This window comes from Sphingopyxis granuli NBRC 100800, assembly GCF_001591045.1.
GTDB classification, from domain to species: Bacteria; Pseudomonadota; Alphaproteobacteria; order Sphingomonadales; family Sphingomonadaceae; genus Sphingopyxis; species Sphingopyxis granuli.
The window spans coordinates 1-17,409 of the sequence record NZ_BCUA01000043.1; the positions used below are offsets into that span (position 1 = coordinate 1).

Annotated in this window: 16 protein-coding genes; 6 read left to right on the forward strand and 10 right to left on the reverse strand. The window is 69.0% G+C overall.

Going from position 1 to position 17,409, the window contains the following annotated elements; all coding sequences use genetic code 11:
- The 6 genes from addB to ahcY form a co-directional block, all read right to left on the reverse strand.
- A partial coding sequence (gene addB, locus SGR02S_RS11360) for a double-strand break repair protein AddB (protein ID WP_067109541.1) occupies nt 1–2,061 on the reverse strand: 2,061 nt, incomplete at its 3' end.
- An 88-nt stretch (nt 2,062–2,149) separates the two neighbouring features.
- Entirely contained in the window at nt 2,150–2,869 is a 720-nt protein-coding gene (locus tag SGR02S_RS11365; RefSeq protein ID WP_067109544.1) for a nucleotidyltransferase family protein, read from the reverse strand.
- Nucleotides 2,866–3,855 (reverse strand): aminoglycoside phosphotransferase family protein, encoded by a 990-nt coding sequence (locus SGR02S_RS11370; RefSeq protein ID WP_067109600.1) that lies wholly within the window; start codon nt 3,853–3,855, stop codon nt 2,866–2,868. The genes SGR02S_RS11365 and SGR02S_RS11370 overlap by 4 nt, the downstream gene beginning before the upstream one ends.
- Nucleotides 3,852–4,301, reverse strand: coding sequence for a tRNA (adenosine(37)-N6)-threonylcarbamoyltransferase complex ATPase subunit type 1 TsaE (gene tsaE, locus SGR02S_RS11375; RefSeq protein WP_067109546.1), 450 nt, complete (start codon nt 4,299–4,301; stop codon nt 3,852–3,854). The genes SGR02S_RS11370 and tsaE overlap by 4 nt, the downstream gene beginning before the upstream one ends.
- A gap of 345 nt (nt 4,302–4,646) precedes the next feature.
- On the reverse strand, nt 4,647–7,010 hold the full coding sequence (locus SGR02S_RS11380; RefSeq protein ID WP_067109548.1) for a sensor histidine kinase: 2,364 nt from the start codon (nt 7,008–7,010) through the stop codon (nt 4,647–4,649).
- 413 nt (nt 7,011–7,423) lie between these two features.
- Nucleotides 7,424–8,833 (reverse strand): adenosylhomocysteinase, encoded by a 1,410-nt coding sequence (gene ahcY, locus SGR02S_RS11385; protein ID WP_067109550.1) that lies wholly within the window; start codon nt 8,831–8,833, stop codon nt 7,424–7,426.
- Between the two features lie 125 nt (nt 8,834–8,958).
- Here ahcY and SGR02S_RS11390 point away from each other — a divergent pair, with 125 nt between their 5' ends.
- Nucleotides 8,959–9,222: a hypothetical protein gene (locus SGR02S_RS11390; RefSeq protein ID WP_067109553.1), complete on the forward strand. Its 264-nt coding sequence runs from the start codon at nt 8,959–8,961 to the stop codon at nt 9,220–9,222.
- Nucleotides 9,223–9,304: 82 nt separating this feature from the next.
- On the forward strand, nt 9,305–9,703 hold the full coding sequence (locus SGR02S_RS11395) for a hypothetical protein (RefSeq protein ID WP_067109555.1): 399 nt from the start codon (nt 9,305–9,307) through the stop codon (nt 9,701–9,703).
- Between the two features lie 4 nt (nt 9,704–9,707).
- Here SGR02S_RS11395 and SGR02S_RS11400 read toward each other — a convergent pair whose 3' ends face one another.
- A complete protein-coding gene (locus tag SGR02S_RS11400; protein WP_067109603.1) occupies nt 9,708–10,271 on the reverse strand; it encodes a YqgE/AlgH family protein in 564 nt (187 codons plus the stop codon).
- Nucleotides 10,272–10,592: 321 nt separating this feature from the next.
- Here SGR02S_RS11400 and SGR02S_RS11405 point away from each other — a divergent pair, with 321 nt between their 5' ends.
- From SGR02S_RS11405 to SGR02S_RS11415, 3 genes are all read left to right on the forward strand, one after another.
- On the forward strand, nt 10,593–11,072 hold the full coding sequence (locus tag SGR02S_RS11405) for a peroxiredoxin (RefSeq protein ID WP_067109558.1): 480 nt from the start codon (nt 10,593–10,595) through the stop codon (nt 11,070–11,072).
- A gap of 73 nt (nt 11,073–11,145) precedes the next feature.
- Nucleotides 11,146–12,633: an AMP nucleosidase gene (locus tag SGR02S_RS11410; protein ID WP_067109560.1), complete on the forward strand. Its 1,488-nt coding sequence runs from the start codon at nt 11,146–11,148 to the stop codon at nt 12,631–12,633.
- A 155-nt stretch (nt 12,634–12,788) separates the two neighbouring features.
- The gene (locus SGR02S_RS11415) at nt 12,789–13,562 is read left to right on the forward strand and encodes an SDR family NAD(P)-dependent oxidoreductase (RefSeq protein ID WP_067109563.1); all 774 of its coding nucleotides are present in this window, start codon (nt 12,789–12,791) and stop codon (nt 13,560–13,562) included.
- 12 nt (nt 13,563–13,574) lie between these two features.
- Here the strand turns inward: SGR02S_RS11415 and SGR02S_RS11420 are convergent, their stop codons facing one another.
- Entirely contained in the window at nt 13,575–14,057 is a 483-nt protein-coding gene (locus SGR02S_RS11420; protein ID WP_067109568.1) for an SRPBCC family protein, read from the reverse strand.
- 48 nt (nt 14,058–14,105) lie between these two features.
- Between SGR02S_RS11420 and SGR02S_RS11425 the strand changes: the two genes are divergently transcribed.
- The gene (locus SGR02S_RS11425; RefSeq protein WP_067109570.1) at nt 14,106–14,432 is read left to right on the forward strand and encodes an ArsR/SmtB family transcription factor; all 327 of its coding nucleotides are present in this window, start codon (nt 14,106–14,108) and stop codon (nt 14,430–14,432) included.
- Nucleotides 14,433–14,705: 273 nt separating this feature from the next.
- Here the strand turns inward: SGR02S_RS11425 and SGR02S_RS11430 are convergent, their stop codons facing one another.
- Nucleotides 14,706–16,553 (reverse strand): M2 family metallopeptidase, encoded by a 1,848-nt coding sequence (locus SGR02S_RS11430; RefSeq protein WP_067109572.1) that lies wholly within the window; start codon nt 16,551–16,553, stop codon nt 14,706–14,708.
- Nucleotides 16,554–16,628: 75 nt separating this feature from the next.
- Nucleotides 16,629–17,381, reverse strand: a complete 753-nt coding sequence (locus tag SGR02S_RS11435) for an alpha/beta fold hydrolase (RefSeq protein ID WP_067109574.1) — start codon at nt 17,379–17,381, stop codon at nt 16,629–16,631.
- Nucleotides 17,382–17,409: the final 28 nt, after the last annotated feature.

Sequence of the window (17,409 nt, forward strand, 5' to 3'; positions counted from 1 at the left end):
GGGGGCGGGCTCGGTCAGGTCGCCCGCCAGCGCCGACAGCCGCAGCCAGAATCGCGACGCGACCGCCGGGTCGCCGCCGCTGCGCTGTGCGCGCGTCACGACGATCTCGCGCGCGCCGAGCGCCCCGGCGAAATCATGCGCCGCCAGCCCCTGCTGCCGCTCGGGCGCCGGCAGGCCCAGCAGGCGGCGGATGCCGGGCGCGAGCCACGGGTCGGGCTGCGTCGCGGCGGGCCAGCGGCCCTCGTCGAGCCCGCCGAGGATCATCAGGTCGGCGCGCTGCAGCCGCGCTTCGAGCAGGCCCCAGATGAACAGCCGCGGGTGCCCGCCATAGGGAGGGCGCACGCTCGCCTGCGCCAACAGCTGGCCGAGCATCGCGGGAAAATCGGCCGGATCGACGCGCGCCGGGCCGGCGCCGCGCGCGAGCGCCCACGCATCGAACAGTTCGGCGAGCATCCGCCCCGCCGGTCCGGCCCACACCGCGTCGCCGGTCAGCCGCTCGAGCCCCGCCTGCAAGGCGCCGAGTAGCGTCGCGGGCGGCGTCGGCCCGGCGGCGAAGGGCGCCAGCGTCGCGCCGAGCGCCTCCGACAGTTCGTCCCACCATGGCCCGAGCGCCGCCGCCAAGGCGTGCCCGCGCGCCTTCGGGTCCGCCGCGCGCGCCGCGATGCGCGCCGTCACGCCCACCCAGCCCGGCGTCAGCCCCGGCTCGCGCAGCAGCAGGTCGAGCCGCCGCACCTGATCGAGCCACGCAGCGCGTTCCTCCCCCTTGCGCACGAGCGGATGGCCGAGCAGCGACACCAGCGCGACCGGATCGAAATCGGCCGCCAGCCCGGCGAGCAGCAGCAGCAGGGCGCCCGGCGGCGTCTGCGCGAGCGGCTGGCCGGCGCTGTCGTCGACCGCGATGCCCCAGCGCGTCAGCGCCGCCGCGACCCGTTCGGCCAGAGCGCGGTCGGGGGTCACCAGCGCCGCGGTGCGCCCCGGGGTCTCGATCGCCTCGCGCATCAGCAGCGCGATTCCCTGCGCCTCCTGCCCGTCGTCGGCGAAGACCGCGCCCGACAGGCCGGCGGTCGCCGCCGACAGGTCGCCCGCCGCCTGCCACTGCGCGCTATAGGCGGCGGGCGCAAAGAGCAGCGAAACAAAGGGCGTGCGCGCCTCCGGCCCGTCGAAATCGGACACCGTATCCCACGCCTGAACCTCGTCGCGGCTCGCGCCCATGCGGTCGAGCAGCAGCTTGAGATGATATTGCGGATGCGTTTCGAGCGGGCGCGCCGGATCGTCGGCATCGGATCGCGTCGACCCGAGCGCGTCCCATTCCTCTGCCGCCATGACCGGGTCGAGCCCGGGCAGCACCACCATGCCGCGCTCCATTCCGGCGACGGTGCGCAGCAGCCGAGCGACGGCGGGCACCGCGGTGGTGATCCCCGCCGCGACCACGAAGCGCGCCGGCGGCGCCTTGCGCCAGCCTTCGCACACGCGGTCGAGCAATCGGTTGCGGCGCTCGGCGCGGTCGATGCTGCCGGTGGCGGCGAGCACGCCCGGCCAATGGTCGACGAGCAGCCGCAGTCGCGCGAGCGATGCCTGCCAGTGGCCGGCGAAGGCCCCGAGGTCGAGATCGACGAGCGCCGACACCGTCCGCTCCTCATAATGAAGCTGGTCGATCACGCGCGCCAGCCCGTCGGCAAGCTGGAAGGCGGCGGCGCCCGTAATCGCCGCTTCGCCCTCCGGCGTGTGCCGTTCGATCAGCTCAGCGAGCAGCAAACGGCGGCGCAGCGGGTCGATGGCGGGTGGCAGCGGCTCGGCCTCGTCGATCGCATCGAGCGCCAGCGCGACGCTCTCGTCGAGGTCGGCGTCGCCGATCACCGCGAGCCGCGGCATCAGCAGCCCCGCCCCGCCCGCACGCACGAACGCCGCCTGCACCGCACTCTTCGCGCGATTGCTCGGCAGCAGGATCAATCCTTCGGCAAGGCCGAGCGCCCCGTCGGCGAAGCGCGCGATCAGCCCCGCCGCCAGCGCGTCGGCGAAGGCCCGATGGATCGGGATGGAGAAGGTGGCGGGCCGCGTCATTGCGAGCGCAGCGAAGCAATCCAGGGCAGTTTACGCAAGCTCTGGATTGCCGCGCGGCTTCGCCGTTCGCAATGACGATGGAGAAAGGTCAAACCCCGCCCAGCGCCGCCTCGGTCGGCGCGATCGCCGCCGGGGTGCCGACGTCGAACCATTGCCCCATGTGCGCGAGGCCGTAGAGGCGGCCCGCCGCGATGGCACGGTCCCACAATATGTTGGTCGAGAACGCCCCCTCCGGCGCACCGTCCAGAAAACGCCGCGACACGAGCTGGATGCCGGTGAAGACGAAGGGCGCGACGCGGCCCGGCTTGCGCCGCGACAGCCGTCCCGCCGCGTCCATGTGAAAATCGCCCTGCCCGCCATGCCCGCGCGCGCTGGCATGTTCGACGACCAGCAGCAGCGCATCCATCGTGGCGCCGTCCCAGTGATGCGCCAGGCTGCGGATGCTGTTCTGCGGTCCGTCGGTCCAGATATTGTCGCTGTTGACGATCAGCATCGGATCGCCCTTCAGCAGCGGCAGCGCCTTGACCATCCCGCCACCGGTTTCGAGCAGCCGGTCGCGCTCGTCGGAGATGGCGATGTCGAACGGCCGCCGCTGTGCCGCGAGATGCGCCTCGAGCGCGTCGGGCAGATAATGGACGTTGACCACGACATGGCCGATGCCCGCCGCCTCGATCCGGTCGAGGCTGTGGTCGATCAGCGGCTTGCCCGCGACGCGCACCAGCGGCTTGGGCCGCGTCGCGGTCAGTGGCCGCATCCGCTTGCCGATCCCCGCCGCCATCACCATCGCGCTTTCGATCGTCGCGCTCATGCTTCCGTCACCTTCCACGCGTCCGCCCGTTTCCCGGCGGGAACATGGGCATCGAACCACGCCTTCACCGGCGCGAGCGCGGGATGCGCCAGATCGCGTTCGAGCAAGCCCCACATGCGCGGCTGGAACCGGCGGTATCCGGGCTTTCCGTCGCGCTTCCACAGCCGCACGAAGACGCCGAGGATGCGCGTGTTGCGCTGCGCGGCCAGCGCCCAATAGGCGGCACGGAAGCGGTTGTCGCGCGCCGTCGCGGCGACATAGCGGTCGAGCATCGCGGCCTCCACCGCCGGGGTCACGTCGCGCCGCGCATCCTCCAGCACCGAGGCAAGGTCGTAGGCGGGATGGCCGACGAGCGCGTCCTGAAAGTCGAGCAGGCCGAAATGGGCGATGCCCTCTCGCCCGCCGAGCAGCATGATATTCTCGGCATGGAAATCGCGCAGCACCGTGACGCGCGCGATCCCGTCGGCGGCGACCGGCGCCAGCGCCGCTTCCCACGCGGCGCGGAACGCGTCGCGATCGACCTCCAGCCCCAGCGCCGGGGCGTACCAGTCGGGAAAGAGCATCACCTCGTCGAGCCATTGGTCGAGCCCGTGCACCGGCAGTTCCGGCATCGCCGGGCGCGCGTGAAGCCGCGCGAGCAGGTCGACCACCCCCGCATAATAGCCGGCCTCCGCCTCCGGCCGTTCGTCGAGCGTCTCGCGCAGGCGGACGTCGCCGAAATCCTCGATCAGCAGCAGTCCCCGCTCCAGATCGCGCGCGAGGATCGCGGGCGCGGTCAGCCCCTGCGCGCACAGCCATTCGGCCACCGCGACGAAGGGGCGCGGGTCCTCGTGCGGCGGCGGGGCGTCCATCAGCACCGCCTGCCGGCCGTCGCCGACGACCCGGAAATAGCGGCGGAAGGAGGCGTCGCCCGCCAGCGGCAGGATCTGCGCGTCGCCCCAACCGTGCGCGGCAAGGAACGCCGGGGCATCGGCGGGCGGAATCATCGAAGCGGCCATCGCGCTTCCCAAGCCGCCGGCACCTGCGCTGTCAAGACGCGCGCGTCGCCGCTGCCCGAAATCGTCAGCGCCAGCGCATCGGGCCAGCCCTCCGGCCCCAGCCGCTCGGGCCATTCGATCAGCAGCGCGCCGTCGTGCCGGTAATCGTCGAGCCCCAGTTCGATCAGCTCGTCCGCCCGCTCGATGCGATAAAGATCGACATGGGCGATGGGCAGATCGACCTCGGGCGGCGCATAGGGCTGGACGATCGCGAAGGTCGGACTCGGCGCCTCACCCGCCAGCCCGCGCGCCTTCAGTATCGCGCGCGCCAGCGTCGTCTTGCCCGCGCCGAGATCGCCCGACAGCAGCACGACGTCGCCGGGCGCCAGCACCGCACCGATCGCGGCGCCGATGCGGCCGGCGTCTTCGAGCGTGTAGGGGTGGCGCGTTTGCATGATTACCGCCGGATCGAGCGCGGGAAGCGGCGGCAGCGTCGCTTGCTCCGGCGAACCGGGAGATAATGCGCGCAGAGGCGCGGAGACCGCAGAGAAGGCTCTAAGGATTCACGCGGAGACGCGGAGACGCGGAGATGGAAGTTCGGGCCGACAGGCCCATTCTCATCCCAGACGGCACGGCCGGACGCGAGGTCGAATAGAGAAAGCCGCTTCGCGGCAATCACGACATCTCCGCGTCTCCGCGTCTCCGCGTGAACAAAAATCTCTGCGATCTCCGCGCCTCTGCGCGAATCCTTTTTCGCCGCGGAAGAACGACAGGGCTCGGTCACCGCGCTCGATCGCACGTCACGCGCCCCGCGGCAGGTGGATGCGCACCAGCGTTCCCTGCCCCTTCTCGCTCAGCACCTCCATCGTCCCGCCGTGCGCGGCGACGAGCTGGCGCGCGAGCGCTATGCCGATGCCGCCGCTCTGGGTTCCCGCCTGCTCGCCGCGCGTCACCGCCGCGACCGCTTCGGGGAGCCCCGGCCCATTGTCGGAAACGACGATCTCGACCCCCCGCGCATTGCCGTCGGCGTGCAGCAGCACCCGGCCGTCGCCGCGCCGGGCGGGCGCGGTATAGCGGATCGCATTGTCGAGCAGCCCGGCGAACAGGCGCGACAGGCGCGGCGCGTCGCCGTCGATCCGGCCGAGCCCATCGGCAAGCTGGCCGACCAGCTCGACCTTCTCATCCCCCGCGAGCGCCCCGGCGTCGCCGAGCGCCGCGTCGAGCAGCGCGCGGACATCGACCGGCGCGCGCTCGATCGCCAGCGTCCCCGCCTCCCCCTGCGCGAGGTCGAGCACATTGTCGATCTGGCGCGACAACACGCCGACCGAATCGATGATCGCGTCGACATAGGCCTGCTGCTGTTCGCCGAGCTTGCCCGCATAGCCCGCCTGCAGCATCTCGGCGAAGCCGCCGATCGAGGTCAGCGGCGTCCGCAGCTCATAGCTCATCCGCGACAGGAAGGCGGTCTTGACCTTGTCCGCCGCCTCCAGCGCCTCGTTGCGCTCGCGCAATGCGCCCTCGATCTTGCGGCTGTCGGTGACGTCGAGCATGATCAGCAGCGCGTTGCCGTCGGGCAGCGGGATCGCCGCGAAATCGAAATGGCGCCCGTCGCGGAAGCGGATCTGCCCGACGCGCTGCTGGCGTTCGAGCGTCGCGGCGCGGATCACCTCCTGCACGATGCTGACCTGATTGGGCTTGGCGAGCCGGTCGGCCAGGCCGTTCATCAGCTGGTCGACGCGCGGATGCGCGGCCAGCGTCGGCTCGTCGACGCTCCACAGCCGGCGGAAGCGCTGGTTCCACAGGTGGAGCCGCCCGTCGGGGGCGAAGACCGCAACCGCCTCGAACAGATTGTCGAAGGTCGCGGTGCGCACGCGCAGCAGCGTGTCGCGCGTCGAGGCGAGCTGCACCTGCTCGGTGCGGTCCTCGGCGATCAGCAGCAGGCCGCCGTCGGGGGTCGGCTGGGCGACGACGTGCAGGTGGGTGCCGTCGCGCAGCAGCCATTCCTCCTCGCCCGCCTCGGCGCGCGCGAACCAGTCGACATGCGCCTGCCGCCACTGCGGATAGTCGCGCACCTCGGGCGTCCGCCCGGCGTCGCGCCACGCATCGAGCAGCCGCGCGAACGACCGCGCCTCCGCCACCTCGTCGGCGCCGATCGCGAAGAGGCGGCGGAACGGCAGGTTGGCGAAGACCAGTTCCTGATCGGGGCCGAACTGCGCGACCGCCGCCGACAGCCGGTCGAGCAGCTCGCGCTGGGTATCGACGAAGCGGCGATGCGCGCCGCGCTCGCTCTCCAGTTCCTGAATGTCGATCGCATAGCCCGCGATGCCGATCACCCGCCCGCCCTCGGGCGCCAGCGGCACGTCGACGACGCGCATGATCCGCCGCTCGCCCTCGATCGTCACCGGCACGGTCCGCTGCTGCGCCGACCCGGCGGCGCGCGCCGCCTCTGCGGCGTCGGTCGCGCTGACGCCGGCGACGGGCTCGCACAGCTCGGTGCCCTCGTCGATCACCGCAGCGGCGCTCTTCGCCTCGACCGCGCGGACATAGGCGGCGTTGACCAGTGCAAGCCGCATGTCGGTCTCGCGGAACCACATCGGGAAGGGCGCCGCCTCGATCAGCCCCGACAGCGCCTCGAACGCCGCCATCGCCTCGTCGCGCTCGGCGCGCGCGCGGACGAGCGCCTGCTGGCCGTCGGTCGCATCGCTCAGCCACAGCAGCACGCTGCCCGGTCCGCCGACCGCCGGCGGCGCCGCCATGCCCTGAAAGACGATGGTGCGGCTGCCGCCCCGCGGCGTCAGGTTCAGCGTGAAAGGCTTGGCGCCGCGCTGCGCGCCGAGGATCGCCTGCCGCAGCGCTTCGTGCCCCGCGGCATCGAGCCCGGCGTCGAGCCCGCGCAGCTCGTCGAAATTGCGCGGGCCGCCGTCGAGCCCGAGCCAGCGCCCGAGCCGCTCGCCCGCCTCGATCCGCCAGTCGGCGCGGACGATGACGGGAAGCTGAGGCGACGCCTCGACCAGGCTCGCCAGCCGTTCGGTCTGCCCGGCGACGAAGGCCGAGCGCCGCTGCATCGCGACGCCGCGTCCGACCGCCCACAGGCCGGCGATCAGCCACAGGGCGGCGAACAGGCCGAGCGCGAACAGCGATGCCGGGGAAAGCGGATCGCTCATCCCGTTTCGCATCCTCGCATGTCCGGCCGTTCCGCGCGCATGACCGATGCCCTACCGGCGATGCGGGGATGTTTCAATCGCATGTCGGCGCCGGTTGCCGCGCCCCGCCTTCCGATGGGCGCGCGGCTGTGGAAAAGCGGAGCGTGGTGGAAGTTCGATGGGTGTCCCGACTTGGCTCGACACGAACAGAACGACAGGTCAGATATAAGGCTCGATGGCTTAAAGCCTGATGACACGGCCTTGAATCCTCATTGCGAGCGGAGCGAAGCAATGACGGAGAAAATTTTCGACCGGCCGCGGACACGGGTTTTCGGCGAACCGAACGAAAAAGAGGGCGGCCAGGCCGCCCTCTTCCTTTCTCCGCGATCGCCGCGGTCCCGGCGCGAAACCGTCCCGCGCCGGTGCCGGAAGCATCAATAGCGGTAATGGTCGGGCTTGAATGGCCCCTCGACCGGCACGCCGATATAGTCGGCCTGCTTCTGCGTCAGCTTCGACAGCTTCACGCCCAGCTTTTCGAGGTGCAGCGCCGCGACCTTCTCGTCGAGATGCTTGGGCAGGACATAGACGTCGTTCTGATACTCGCCCGCCTTGGTGAACAGCTCGATCTGCGCGAGCGTCTGGTTGGTGAAGCTCGACGACATGACGAACGACGGGTGGCCCGTCGCGCAGCCGAGATTGACCAGCCGGCCCTTGGCAAGGATGATGATCTCCTTGCCGTCGGGGAATTTGACCAGGTCGGTGCCCGGCTTGACCTCGGTCCAGTCGTAGTTGGCGAGCGCCGCGATCTGGATCTCGCTGTCGAAATGGCCGATGTTGCACACGATCGCCATCGGCTTCATCGCCGCCATATGCTCGGCGGTGATGACGTCGGCGTTGCCGGTCGCGGTGCAGAAGATGTCGGCGCGGGTCACCGCCTCGTCCATCGTCACCACCTCATAGCCCTCCATCGCCGCCTGCAGCGCGCAGATCGGGTCGACTTCGGTGACCAGCACGCGCGCGCCGCCGTTGCGCAGGCTCGCCGCCGAGCCCTTGCCGACGTCGCCGAAGCCCGCGACGCACGCAACCTTGCCCGCCAGCATCACGTCGGTGGCGCGGCGGATCGCGTCAACCAGCGATTCCTTGCAGCCATAGAGATTGTCGAACTTCGACTTGGTGACGCTGTCGTTGACGTTGATCGCGGGGAAGGGCAGCTTGCCCTCCTTGGCGATCTGGTAGAGGCGGTGGACGCCCGTGGTCGTCTCTTCGGACACGCCCTTGATGTTGCGGACGCTCTTGGTCAGATAACCGGGCTTGGCGGCGAGGAACGCCTTGAGCGCGCGGACGAATTCGACTTCCTCGGCATTGGTGGGCTCGAACAGCGCCTCGCCCGCCTCGACCCGCGCGCCCCACAGCGCGAACATGGTGGCGTCGCCGCCGTCGTCGAGGATCATGTTGGCGGTCTGGTCGTCGCCCCAGTCGAAGATGCGCCCGACATAGTCCCAATAGTCGGCAAGGCTTTCGCCCTTCACCGCGAATACCGGCGTGCCGCCCGCGGCGATCGCGGCGGCGGCATGGTCCTGGGTCGAGAAGATGTTGCAGGTCGCCCAGCGCACCTCGGCCCCCAGCGCGATCAGCGTTTCGATCAGCACCGCGGTCTGGATCGTCATGTGCAGCGACCCGGTGATCCGGGCGCCCTTCAGCGGCTGCGCGGCGCCATATTCCTCGCGCAGCGCCATCAGGCCCGGCATTTCGGTTTCGGCGATCGCGATCTCCTTGCGGCCGAAGTCGGCAAGGCCGATGTCGGCGATCACATAGTCACGGGTTTCGGCGGCAAGAGTGGCCACGATTCATGTCTCCTGTCAGGCGGCACGGCCGCGCGCACGCGACCGGCGATGATGCGCGGCGCCCTAGCCGAAAGCGGCTCGGCATTCAAATATAAACTTTTCTTTATATCGCACCCCAAACACTGTTGAGCCACACCGTCGAGCCGTGGCCGTCGCATGACGTCGACCGGATCGCCACCAGCGAACCGCGAAGCCGCGCGGCGATCCGGCTTGATGCCGAACGCCCGTGCGAATCGCATTCCGCCTGGAACGCCCGCGAAAAAAATTTTCGCCTCGTCCGATATGTGACAGCCGCGCATGGCAGCGCGCGGCCGCAGTCAGGCATCGTCAGGATATTGATAATCCTGACTTATAATGCGCCATGCGATGAGCATAATGGCCTATTGTGACAATATTGTTACAACTGCTTGGAAATATTGACTTTTTCCCGATTGCGATAGAAAATCGGCCAAAGTTTCGGGGAGATAGGAAATGAAGAAAATCATGCTGCCGCTGCTCGCTGTCGCTTTCGCGAGCCCCGCCGCGGCGCAATCGATCGTCGTCGTCACCGCGCCGCAGGCCGATTCGACGGTGCTGCCGGTCGCCTATGCCGAGCTTCGGGCGGGCGAGAATACGGTCGCGGTGACGAAGCTGACCGGCAACGCCGCGCTCGACGCGCGCGACCCGTCGCGGCTGATCAACCTCGGCACCGCTTATGCCCGGCTCGGCCGGACCGCCGATGCGGCGGCGGCCTATGAAGCGGCGGCGGCCAGCCCGATCCGTTACGACCTCGAACTCGCCGACGGCCGCTATATGGATTCGCGCTGGGCGGCCCGCACCGCGCTGGCGCGCCTCGGCGGCCGCCAGCCGCTGCTCGCGCTAGCGCGCTGACCGGTCAGGCTTCGCCGCCCTCGGTGGTGAGCAGGCGGGCATCGACGCCGGCCTCCGCGAACGCCGCCTGCCAGCGCCGGGCGGGCGGGGTTTCGAACAGCAGCGCGTCGCTGCCCGGCGTGACATGCCAGCCGTGGCGCACCATCTCGTCCTCCAGCTGGCCGGGCGACCAGCCGGCATAGCCGAGCGCGACCAGCCATCGCGTCGGGCCGCGTCCTTCGCCGATCGCGCGCAATATGTCGTGCGAGCTCGACAGCATCCAGCGGTCGGCGACCTGCACCGCGCCCTCGCCGCCCCAGTCGCGGCTGTGAAGGACGAAGCCGCGCGACGGCTCGACCGGCCCGCCCAGGAACACCGGCTGCTCCAGCGGATCGTCGTGCGCGATGTCGAGCTGATCGAGCACCGCGCCGACGGTCATGCCGTCGATCGGATCGGCAACCCCGATCCCCATCGCGCCCTCCGCATCGTGGCTGATCATCGCGATCACCGCCTGCTCGAAGCGCGGATCGCCGATTCCCGGCAGGGCGAGCAGCAACTGGCCGGTGAACCAGGCGGGGACGGTTTCCATCGCGGCACCATGGACGCGCCCGCCGCTCGGGTCCAGCGCCTTCGGCGCAATCTCGCTCCCCCCCTCCCGCAAGCGGGAGGGGCAGCGAGGCTTGGCAGCTTGCTGCTCCCTATGGTTGCATCGTCACCCCGGACTTGATCCGGGGTCCCGCTTTTCCACCGTTGTTTAGCGGGACCCCGGGTCAAGCCCGGGGTGACGGGATAGGAAATCGCCCCTTCCAAATCTAAACCGAGTCACGGCCGCACCCCGTCCCGCTTGACTCGCGCCCGTCACAATCCGATGGCATCGCCATCCCAATCCCCTCGATGAAAGGATGCCGACATGACGATCCAGACCGGAGACAAGCTGCCCGACGCCAAGCTGGTGAAGGTGACCGAGAACGGCCCCGAACAGGTGAACGCCGCCGATTATTTCAAGGGCCGCAAGGTCGCGCTCTTCTCGGTTCCCGGCGCCTTCACGCCGACCTGTTCGGCAAAGCACCTGCCGGGCTATGTCGACAAGGCCGACGAACTGAAGGCGAAGGGCATTGACGAGATCGCCTGCACCGCGGTCAACGACGCCTTCGTGCTCGGCGCGTGGAGCAAGAATGCCGGCGCCGATCAGGTGACGATGCTCGCCGACGGCAACGGCGATTTCGCCGAGGCCGTCGGGCTGACGATGGACGGCACCGCCTTCGGCCTCGGCAAGCGCGGCCAGCGCTTCTCGATGATCGTCAACGACGGCGTCGTCGAACAGCTCAACGTCGAGGCCCCCGGCGAATTCAAGGTGTCGAGCGCCGACCACATGCTCGAGCAGCTTTGATCGGGGCGGGGCGGGCGCCGACGGCAGGCCCGCCCTCTTCCCTTTTGCCCCGATTTCGTGCAAGAGCGCCGCGATGACATCGCCTTCATCGCTTTCTCCCGACATCGCCGATACCGACGCGCTCGTCGAAACGATCATCGCCGAACTGAAGGCGAAATTCCGCGACGCGGTCGTCGCGCTCAAATCGGCGATCGCCGCCTATGTGCACGACGGCACCCTGCCCCCGGCCGACGCCGCCGCGACCGGCCTGTTCGACTATCCGGCGCTGCGTCTGGTCACCAACGGCGAATTTCGCGACGGCCAGGGCGGACATAATCTCGCCTTCGGTCATTTCGAGCGCGCGGGCGAATTCGTCACCACCGTCACCCGCCCCGACCTGTTCGAGGCCTATCTGCGCGAACAGCTCAGCCTGCTGGTGCGCCATTACGACATGACGCTGGAGGTGACGCGCACCGGCCAGCAGATCCCCTTCCCCTATGTGCTCGACGCGAGCGACGGGTCCGACATGGGCGGTGTCACCCCGCTCGAACTCGCGCGCCATTTCCCGACCACCGACCTCGCCGACATCGGCGACGAGCTGGCCGACGGGCTGTTCGGCGCCGACCCCGCGGCGTCGCTGCCGCTCGCGCTGTTCGATGCGCTGCGCACCGATTTCAGCCTCGCGCGGCTGCGCCACTACACCGGCACCGCGCCCGAGCATTTCCAGCGCTATATCCTGTTCACCAACTATCATCGCTATGTCGACGAGTTCGTCGCCTGGGCGGGCGCGCAGGTGGGGCGGGATCGCTACACGGCGCTCGCGGGCGCCGGCGGCCTCTATGTCGACCGGGTGGGCGTCGACGCGAGCGCGCTCGTCGCCGACAGCGCATGGCGCCGGCACCAGATGCCCGCCTATCACCTGATCGCGCCCGACGGCAGCGGCATCACCCTCGTCAACATCGGGGTCGGCCCGTCGAACGCCAAGACGATCTGCGATCACCTCGCGGTGCTGCGGCCGGAGGCGTGGATGATGATCGGCCATTGCGGCGGGCTGCGCCCCAGCCAGCGCATCGGCGACTATGTGCTCGCCCACGCCTATCTGCGCGACGACCATATCCTCGATTCGGTGCTGCCGCCCGAAATCCCGATCCCGCCCATCGCCGAGGTGCAGCAGGCGCTCGCCGGCGCGGCGGAGGCGGTGTCGGGAACGAGCGGCGCCGACCTCAAGAAGCGGATGCGCACCGGCACCGTCGTCACCACCGACGACCGCAACTGGGAATTGCGCTTCACCGACTCGGCGCTGCGCTTCTCGCAATCGCGCGCGATCGGCATCGACATGGAAAGCGCCACCATCGCGGCACAGGGTTACCGTTTCCGCGTTCCCTACGGCACGCTGCTCTGCGTCAGCGACAAGCCGCTGCACGGCGAACTGAAGCTGCCCGGACAGGCGAACCGTTTCTACGAGGAGGCGATCGCCGCGCATCTGCAGATCGGCATCCGCACCTGCGAGATGCTGCGCGACGAAGGCCCGCGACTCCACAGCCGCAAGCTGCGCGCATTCAACGAACCGCCGTTCCGTTGAGCGGCGGAGGCAGCCGCCCCCCCCTTCTTCCGTTCGTGTCGAGCGAAGTCGAGACACCCATCAATGTGGCGCCGTACCGATAGGTGTCTCGACTTCGCTCGACACGAACGGAAAGGTGGGTCAGGTTAAAGGCGCGCACTCGAGAAGGACGGCCCATGACGAACCCAGCCCCCAACCTGTCGCGCTCGGTCGCCGGCCGCGTCGCCATCGTCACCGGGGCGGCAAGCGGCATGGGCCGCGCCACCGCGCTGCTGCTCGCGAGCGAAGGCGCGAAGGTCGCGGTGACCGATCTCGACCTTGCGGCGTGCGAAGCCGTCGCGGCCGAAGCCGGCGACAACGCCCGCGCCTTTGCCCTCGACGTGTCGGACGGCGAGGCGATCGGGCGCACCGTCGCACAGGTCGCGGCGACCTTCGGCGGCATCGACATCCTGATCAACAACGCCGGGGTGTCGAGCTTCTGCCCGCTCGACGCCGACGATTACGAGGCGATCTGGCACCGCGCGATCACGGTGATGCTGACCGCGCACCAGCGCATGGTGCGCGCGGCGCTGCCGTGGCTGCGCCGGAGCGACGCGGCGCGCATCGTCAACATCGCCTCGACCGAGGGGCTCGGCGCGACGCCCGGCGACACGCCCTATGTCGCCGCCAAGACCGGCGTTACCGGCCTGACGCGCGGCCTCGCGGTCGATCTGGGCAAGGAGGGGATCACCGTCAACTGCATCTGCCCCGGCCCGATCCGCACCGGCATGACCGACGCGGTGCCCGAAGCCGACAAGGCGGTTTTCGCGAAGCGCCGCACCGCGCTGCGCCGCTATGGCGAGCCCGAGGAGGTCGCGCATGTGACGCTGAGCCTCGTCCTGCCCGCCGCGAGCTACATCACCGGCGCGGTGATCCCCGTCGACGGCGGCCTGACGGCGCGCAACGCCTAGGGCCCCTAGGCCTCACACATACATGCCGTCGCGCAGGTTGATGCCGTGCTCGACCCACGCCTTGAGCGCGCAGAGCATCTGCGACCAGCCCTGGCAATTGCCGTAGGAGGCGTCGAGCGCGCCCTGGTTTTCGCGCCAGCCCTCTTCGGCGATCTCGACGAGCGTGCGTCCGTCGTCGAGGCCCTTGAACGCCATGGTGACGCGCGTGCGATAGTCGCTGCCCGTCATTCCCCCGCCGTCGACGTTCGGCGCCTCGCCCTCGTTCGCCTGCCATTCGAGCACGATCCGCTCGTCGGGCACGACCTCGATCACATGAACGGGAAAGGCGCCGGGGAAATCGTGGAAATCCCATGTCACCGTCGCGCCGGTCTCCAGCCGCCCCTCGGCGCCGCCGGTGGTGAAATAATGCGACAGCTGCTGTGGGTCGGCGACCGCCTCGAACACCGTGTGCACCGGCTTCGCGATCCGCGCCGCGACCCTGAACTTCAGTTCCATGACCAGTCTCCGCTTGAGTCGCGTTCGATTATGTTATAAATTTACAACATGTCAATCCACGACGATTTCGACCGGATATTCAAGGCGCTCGCGCATGCGGTGCGGCGGCAGATGCTCGACGACCTGAAGGATCAGCCGCTGACGACGGGCAAGCTGTGCGGCCATTTCCCCGACCTCGACCGCTGCACGGTGATGCAGCATCTGAAGGTGCTGGAAGAGGCCGGGCTGGTGATCGCCGAGCGGCGCGGCCGCGAACGCTGGAACCACCTCGACGCGATGCCGATTCAGGACATCCACGACCGCTGGATCGGCCCGCACGCCGCCGCCGCGACGGCGCGGCTCGCGCGCTTCAAGCAGGCGGTCGAAGCGGAATGACGGGGGATGACTGGAATCGACCGGAAGCTGCCGTCCATCTCCCCTCCCGCAAGCGGGAGGGGTCGGGGGTGGGCAGCAACGGCGCAATGGCCCACCCCGCTGCGACTAACGAACAAGTTCGTAAGTCTCGCTGCCCCTCCCGCCTGCGGGAGGGGAAATCAGGGCATGTCTCAAACGACCGCTTCCCACCCCAAAGCCGACATTTGCGCCCCCGCATGAAAGGGGCCGGGGAGTCGCCTCCCCGGCCCTTGCAGATCGTCGCGAACCTCTGGCTCACCACCCCTGCGGCTTGCCCTTGTTCTGCTCATCGAGCCACGCCTTGAGCGGGGCGAAATAGTCGGCGAGCGCCTTGCCCGACATCTCACGGCTGCCGGTGAAGGCCTCGAGCGCGTCGGGCCACGGCTTCGACGCCCCCATTTCGAGCATTTCGTTGAGCTTCGCGCCGACCGCCTTATCGTCGTAGAAGGAACAGCGGTGGAGGGGGCCGGTCCACCCCGCCTGCTTGCACGCCGCCTGATAGAATTGGAACTGCAGGATGCGCGCGAGGAAATAGCGGGTGTAGGGCGTGTTGCCGGGAATATGATATTTGGCGCCGGGATCGAAGGCGTTCGCGGGCCGGTCGCCCGGCGGGACGATGCCCTGATATTGCAGGCGAAGCTGCGTCCACGCCTTGTTGTAGTCGGCGGGCCTGATCGTGCCGTCGAACACCCCCCAGCGCCAGCGGTCGACGAGCAGGCCGAACGGCAGGAAGGCGATCTTGTCCATCGCCTGGCGCAGCAGCAGGCCGATGTCCTTGTCGGCGCTGGGCACCTTCGCCTTGTCGAGCAGGCCGATGTCGACCAGATATTGCGGCGTGATCGACAGCGCGACGAAATCGCCGATCGCCTCGTGAAAGCCGTCGTTGGCGCCGTTCAGATAGAGGAACGGCTGCCGGTTGTAGGCGCGCTGATAATAATTGTGGCCGAGTTCGTGGTGGATGGTGACGAAATCGTCGGCATTCACCTTGATGCACATCTTGATGCGGATGTCGTCCTTGTTGTCGACGTCCCAGGCCGAGGCGTGGCACACGACCTCGCGGTCGGCGGGCTTGGTGAACAGGCTGCGCTTCCAGAAGCTTTCGGGCAGCTTCTCGAACCCGAGCGAGGAATAGAAATTCTCGCCCGCGCGGACCATGTCGAGCGGCGCCTTGCCCTGCGCCTTCAGCAGGTCGCCGATGTCGTAGCCGAGGTCGCCCGAACCCGGCGGCGCGACGAGCGGGTAGATGTTGCCCCATTCCTGCGCCCACATGTTGCCGAGCAGGTCGGCGCGGATCGGCCCGGTCTTCGGCTGCACCGCGTCGCCGTATTTCTCGTTGAGCTTCCAGCGGACATAGGTGTGCAGCGCCAGATAGAGCGGCTTCACCTCCTGCCACAGCCGTTCGGTCGTCTTCGCGAAATCCTCGGGCGACATGTCGTAGCCCGACCGCCACATCGCGCCGGTATCGGCGAAGCCCAGTTCCTTCGCGCCCTCGTTGGCGATGGTGACGAGGCGCGCATAATCGTCCTTCATCGGCGCGCCGACATTGTCGTGCCAACTCGTCCACATCTCGGCATATTCGGCGGGCGTGTGCTGGAGATTGCCCATCTCCGCCTCGATGTCGGAGCCGGAGATCTCCTTGCCGCCCAGCGTCCCGCGCCCCTTGCCATATTGCGACTGGAGGTCGGTCGCGATGGTGTTGAGTTCGGTTGCCGCGCCCGGCCGGGTCGGCGCCGGCAGGACGAGGCCGGTGCGCAATATGTCGAGCTTGCGCTTCGTGTCGGCGCTCAGCCCGGCGACATCGCGATATTTCGCGGCTTCGAGCGCGTATTTCACCGCCTTTTCGGTGCCCACCGTATTGATGCGCGCCGCCATCGCGTCGGTGTCGTCGGTGATATAGGTCGCATTGACCCAGTTCACCTGACTCGCCTCGACCGTATAGTCGAACAGATCCTTTTCCGCGGCGGCGACGAAGGCATCGGCGTCTGCCGCAGTGGGGGCGGCAGTCGGCGCGGCGGGGGCGTCCTTCTGCTTCGGTGCGGCCAGCGCGGGGCCCGCGACCGCAAGCGAAAGGGCGAGCGACAGCGTTGAAATCATGACTTTCATGGGATGCGTCCTCTGGATGATCTGACGGCGCTCCAGCGCCGGATGCCCCCAGACTGAACCGCGTCCGCGGCAGGGTCAAGCCGTCACGAAGGCCGCGATCGCCTGCCCCAGTTCGGGCTCGGTGACGCTCGACATGTGGGTGCCGGGGATCGTCGCGAGCACCGCATCGGGCAGCGCCGCGACCAGGTCCTCGGCCGACCCGTTGTCCCGGTCGCGGTCGCCGCAGACGACGAGCGTCGGCATCGTCAGCGCCGCCAGCGCATCGGGCGGCGTATCGGTGAAGCTGTCGAGCAGGTGGCCGGCGGCGATGCGGTCGATCTTCATCGTCTTCATGAACTGGATCGACAGCCAGCTGTCGTCGCCGCGCTTCGCGCTGTCATATTCGGCAATCACGCGCTTGAAGAACTGCCCGCGCCGCTGCCACCCGGCCAGTCCCGCCAGCCCCATGCCGCCAAGGATCAGTCGCCCCGGCGTCATCCCCGCAACCACCGCGCGCACGCTGGTCCGCGCGCCGAGCGAGAAACCGCCGAGGTCGAACGCCGACAGGCCAAGGTGCGCGACCAGATCGGCAAGGTCGTTCACCAGCACGTCGGGCGGATAGAGCGCCGCGTCGTGCGGCGCCGTGCTCGATCCGTGGACGCGCAGGTCGGGCATGACGACACGATAGCCCTCGGCGGCGATGCGCGCCGCGGTGCCGAACTTGATCCAGTTGACCTCGGCGCTCGAGAACAGGCCGTGGAGCAGGACGACCGGCCGCCCCTCCCCCATCTCGCGCCACGCCAGCCGCACGCCGTCGCGCGCGTCGAAATATTGCGGTTCGATGCTCATGCGTCGGCCTTAGGACAGGATGCCATCG

What these genes read in the sequence shown, in the direction of transcription:
- SGR02S_RS11365 (WP_067109544.1), bottom strand. Translation starts at nt 2,869, where the DNA reads ATGAGCGCGACGATCGAAAGCGCGATGGTGATGGCGGCGGGGATCGGC.
- SGR02S_RS11370 (WP_067109600.1), bottom strand. Translation starts at nt 3,855, where the DNA reads ATGATTCCGCCCGCCGATGCCCCGGCGTTCCTTGCCGCGCACGGTTGG.
- tsaE (WP_067109546.1), bottom strand. Translation starts at nt 4,301, where the DNA reads ATGCAAACGCGCCACCCCTACACGCTCGAAGACGCCGGCCGCATCGGC.
- SGR02S_RS11380 (WP_067109548.1), bottom strand. Translation starts at nt 7,010, where the DNA reads ATGAGCGATCCGCTTTCCCCGGCATCGCTGTTCGCGCTCGGCCTGTTC.
- SGR02S_RS11395 (WP_067109555.1), top strand. Translation starts at nt 9,305, where the DNA reads ATGAAGAAAATCATGCTGCCGCTGCTCGCTGTCGCTTTCGCGAGCCCC.
- SGR02S_RS11400 (WP_067109603.1), bottom strand. Translation starts at nt 10,271, where the DNA reads ATGGAAACCGTCCCCGCCTGGTTCACCGGCCAGTTGCTGCTCGCCCTG.
- SGR02S_RS11405 (WP_067109558.1), top strand. Translation starts at nt 10,593, where the DNA reads ATGACGATCCAGACCGGAGACAAGCTGCCCGACGCCAAGCTGGTGAAG.
- SGR02S_RS11410 (WP_067109560.1), top strand. Translation starts at nt 11,146, where the DNA reads ATGACATCGCCTTCATCGCTTTCTCCCGACATCGCCGATACCGACGCG.
- SGR02S_RS11415 (WP_067109563.1), top strand. Translation starts at nt 12,789, where the DNA reads ATGACGAACCCAGCCCCCAACCTGTCGCGCTCGGTCGCCGGCCGCGTC.
- SGR02S_RS11420 (WP_067109568.1), bottom strand. Translation starts at nt 14,057, where the DNA reads ATGGAACTGAAGTTCAGGGTCGCGGCGCGGATCGCGAAGCCGGTGCAC.
- SGR02S_RS11425 (WP_067109570.1), top strand. Translation starts at nt 14,106, where the DNA reads ATGTCAATCCACGACGATTTCGACCGGATATTCAAGGCGCTCGCGCAT.
- SGR02S_RS11430 (WP_067109572.1), bottom strand. Translation starts at nt 16,553, where the DNA reads ATGAAAGTCATGATTTCAACGCTGTCGCTCGCCCTTTCGCTTGCGGTC.
- SGR02S_RS11435 (WP_067109574.1), bottom strand. Translation starts at nt 17,381, where the DNA reads ATGAGCATCGAACCGCAATATTTCGACGCGCGCGACGGCGTGCGGCTG.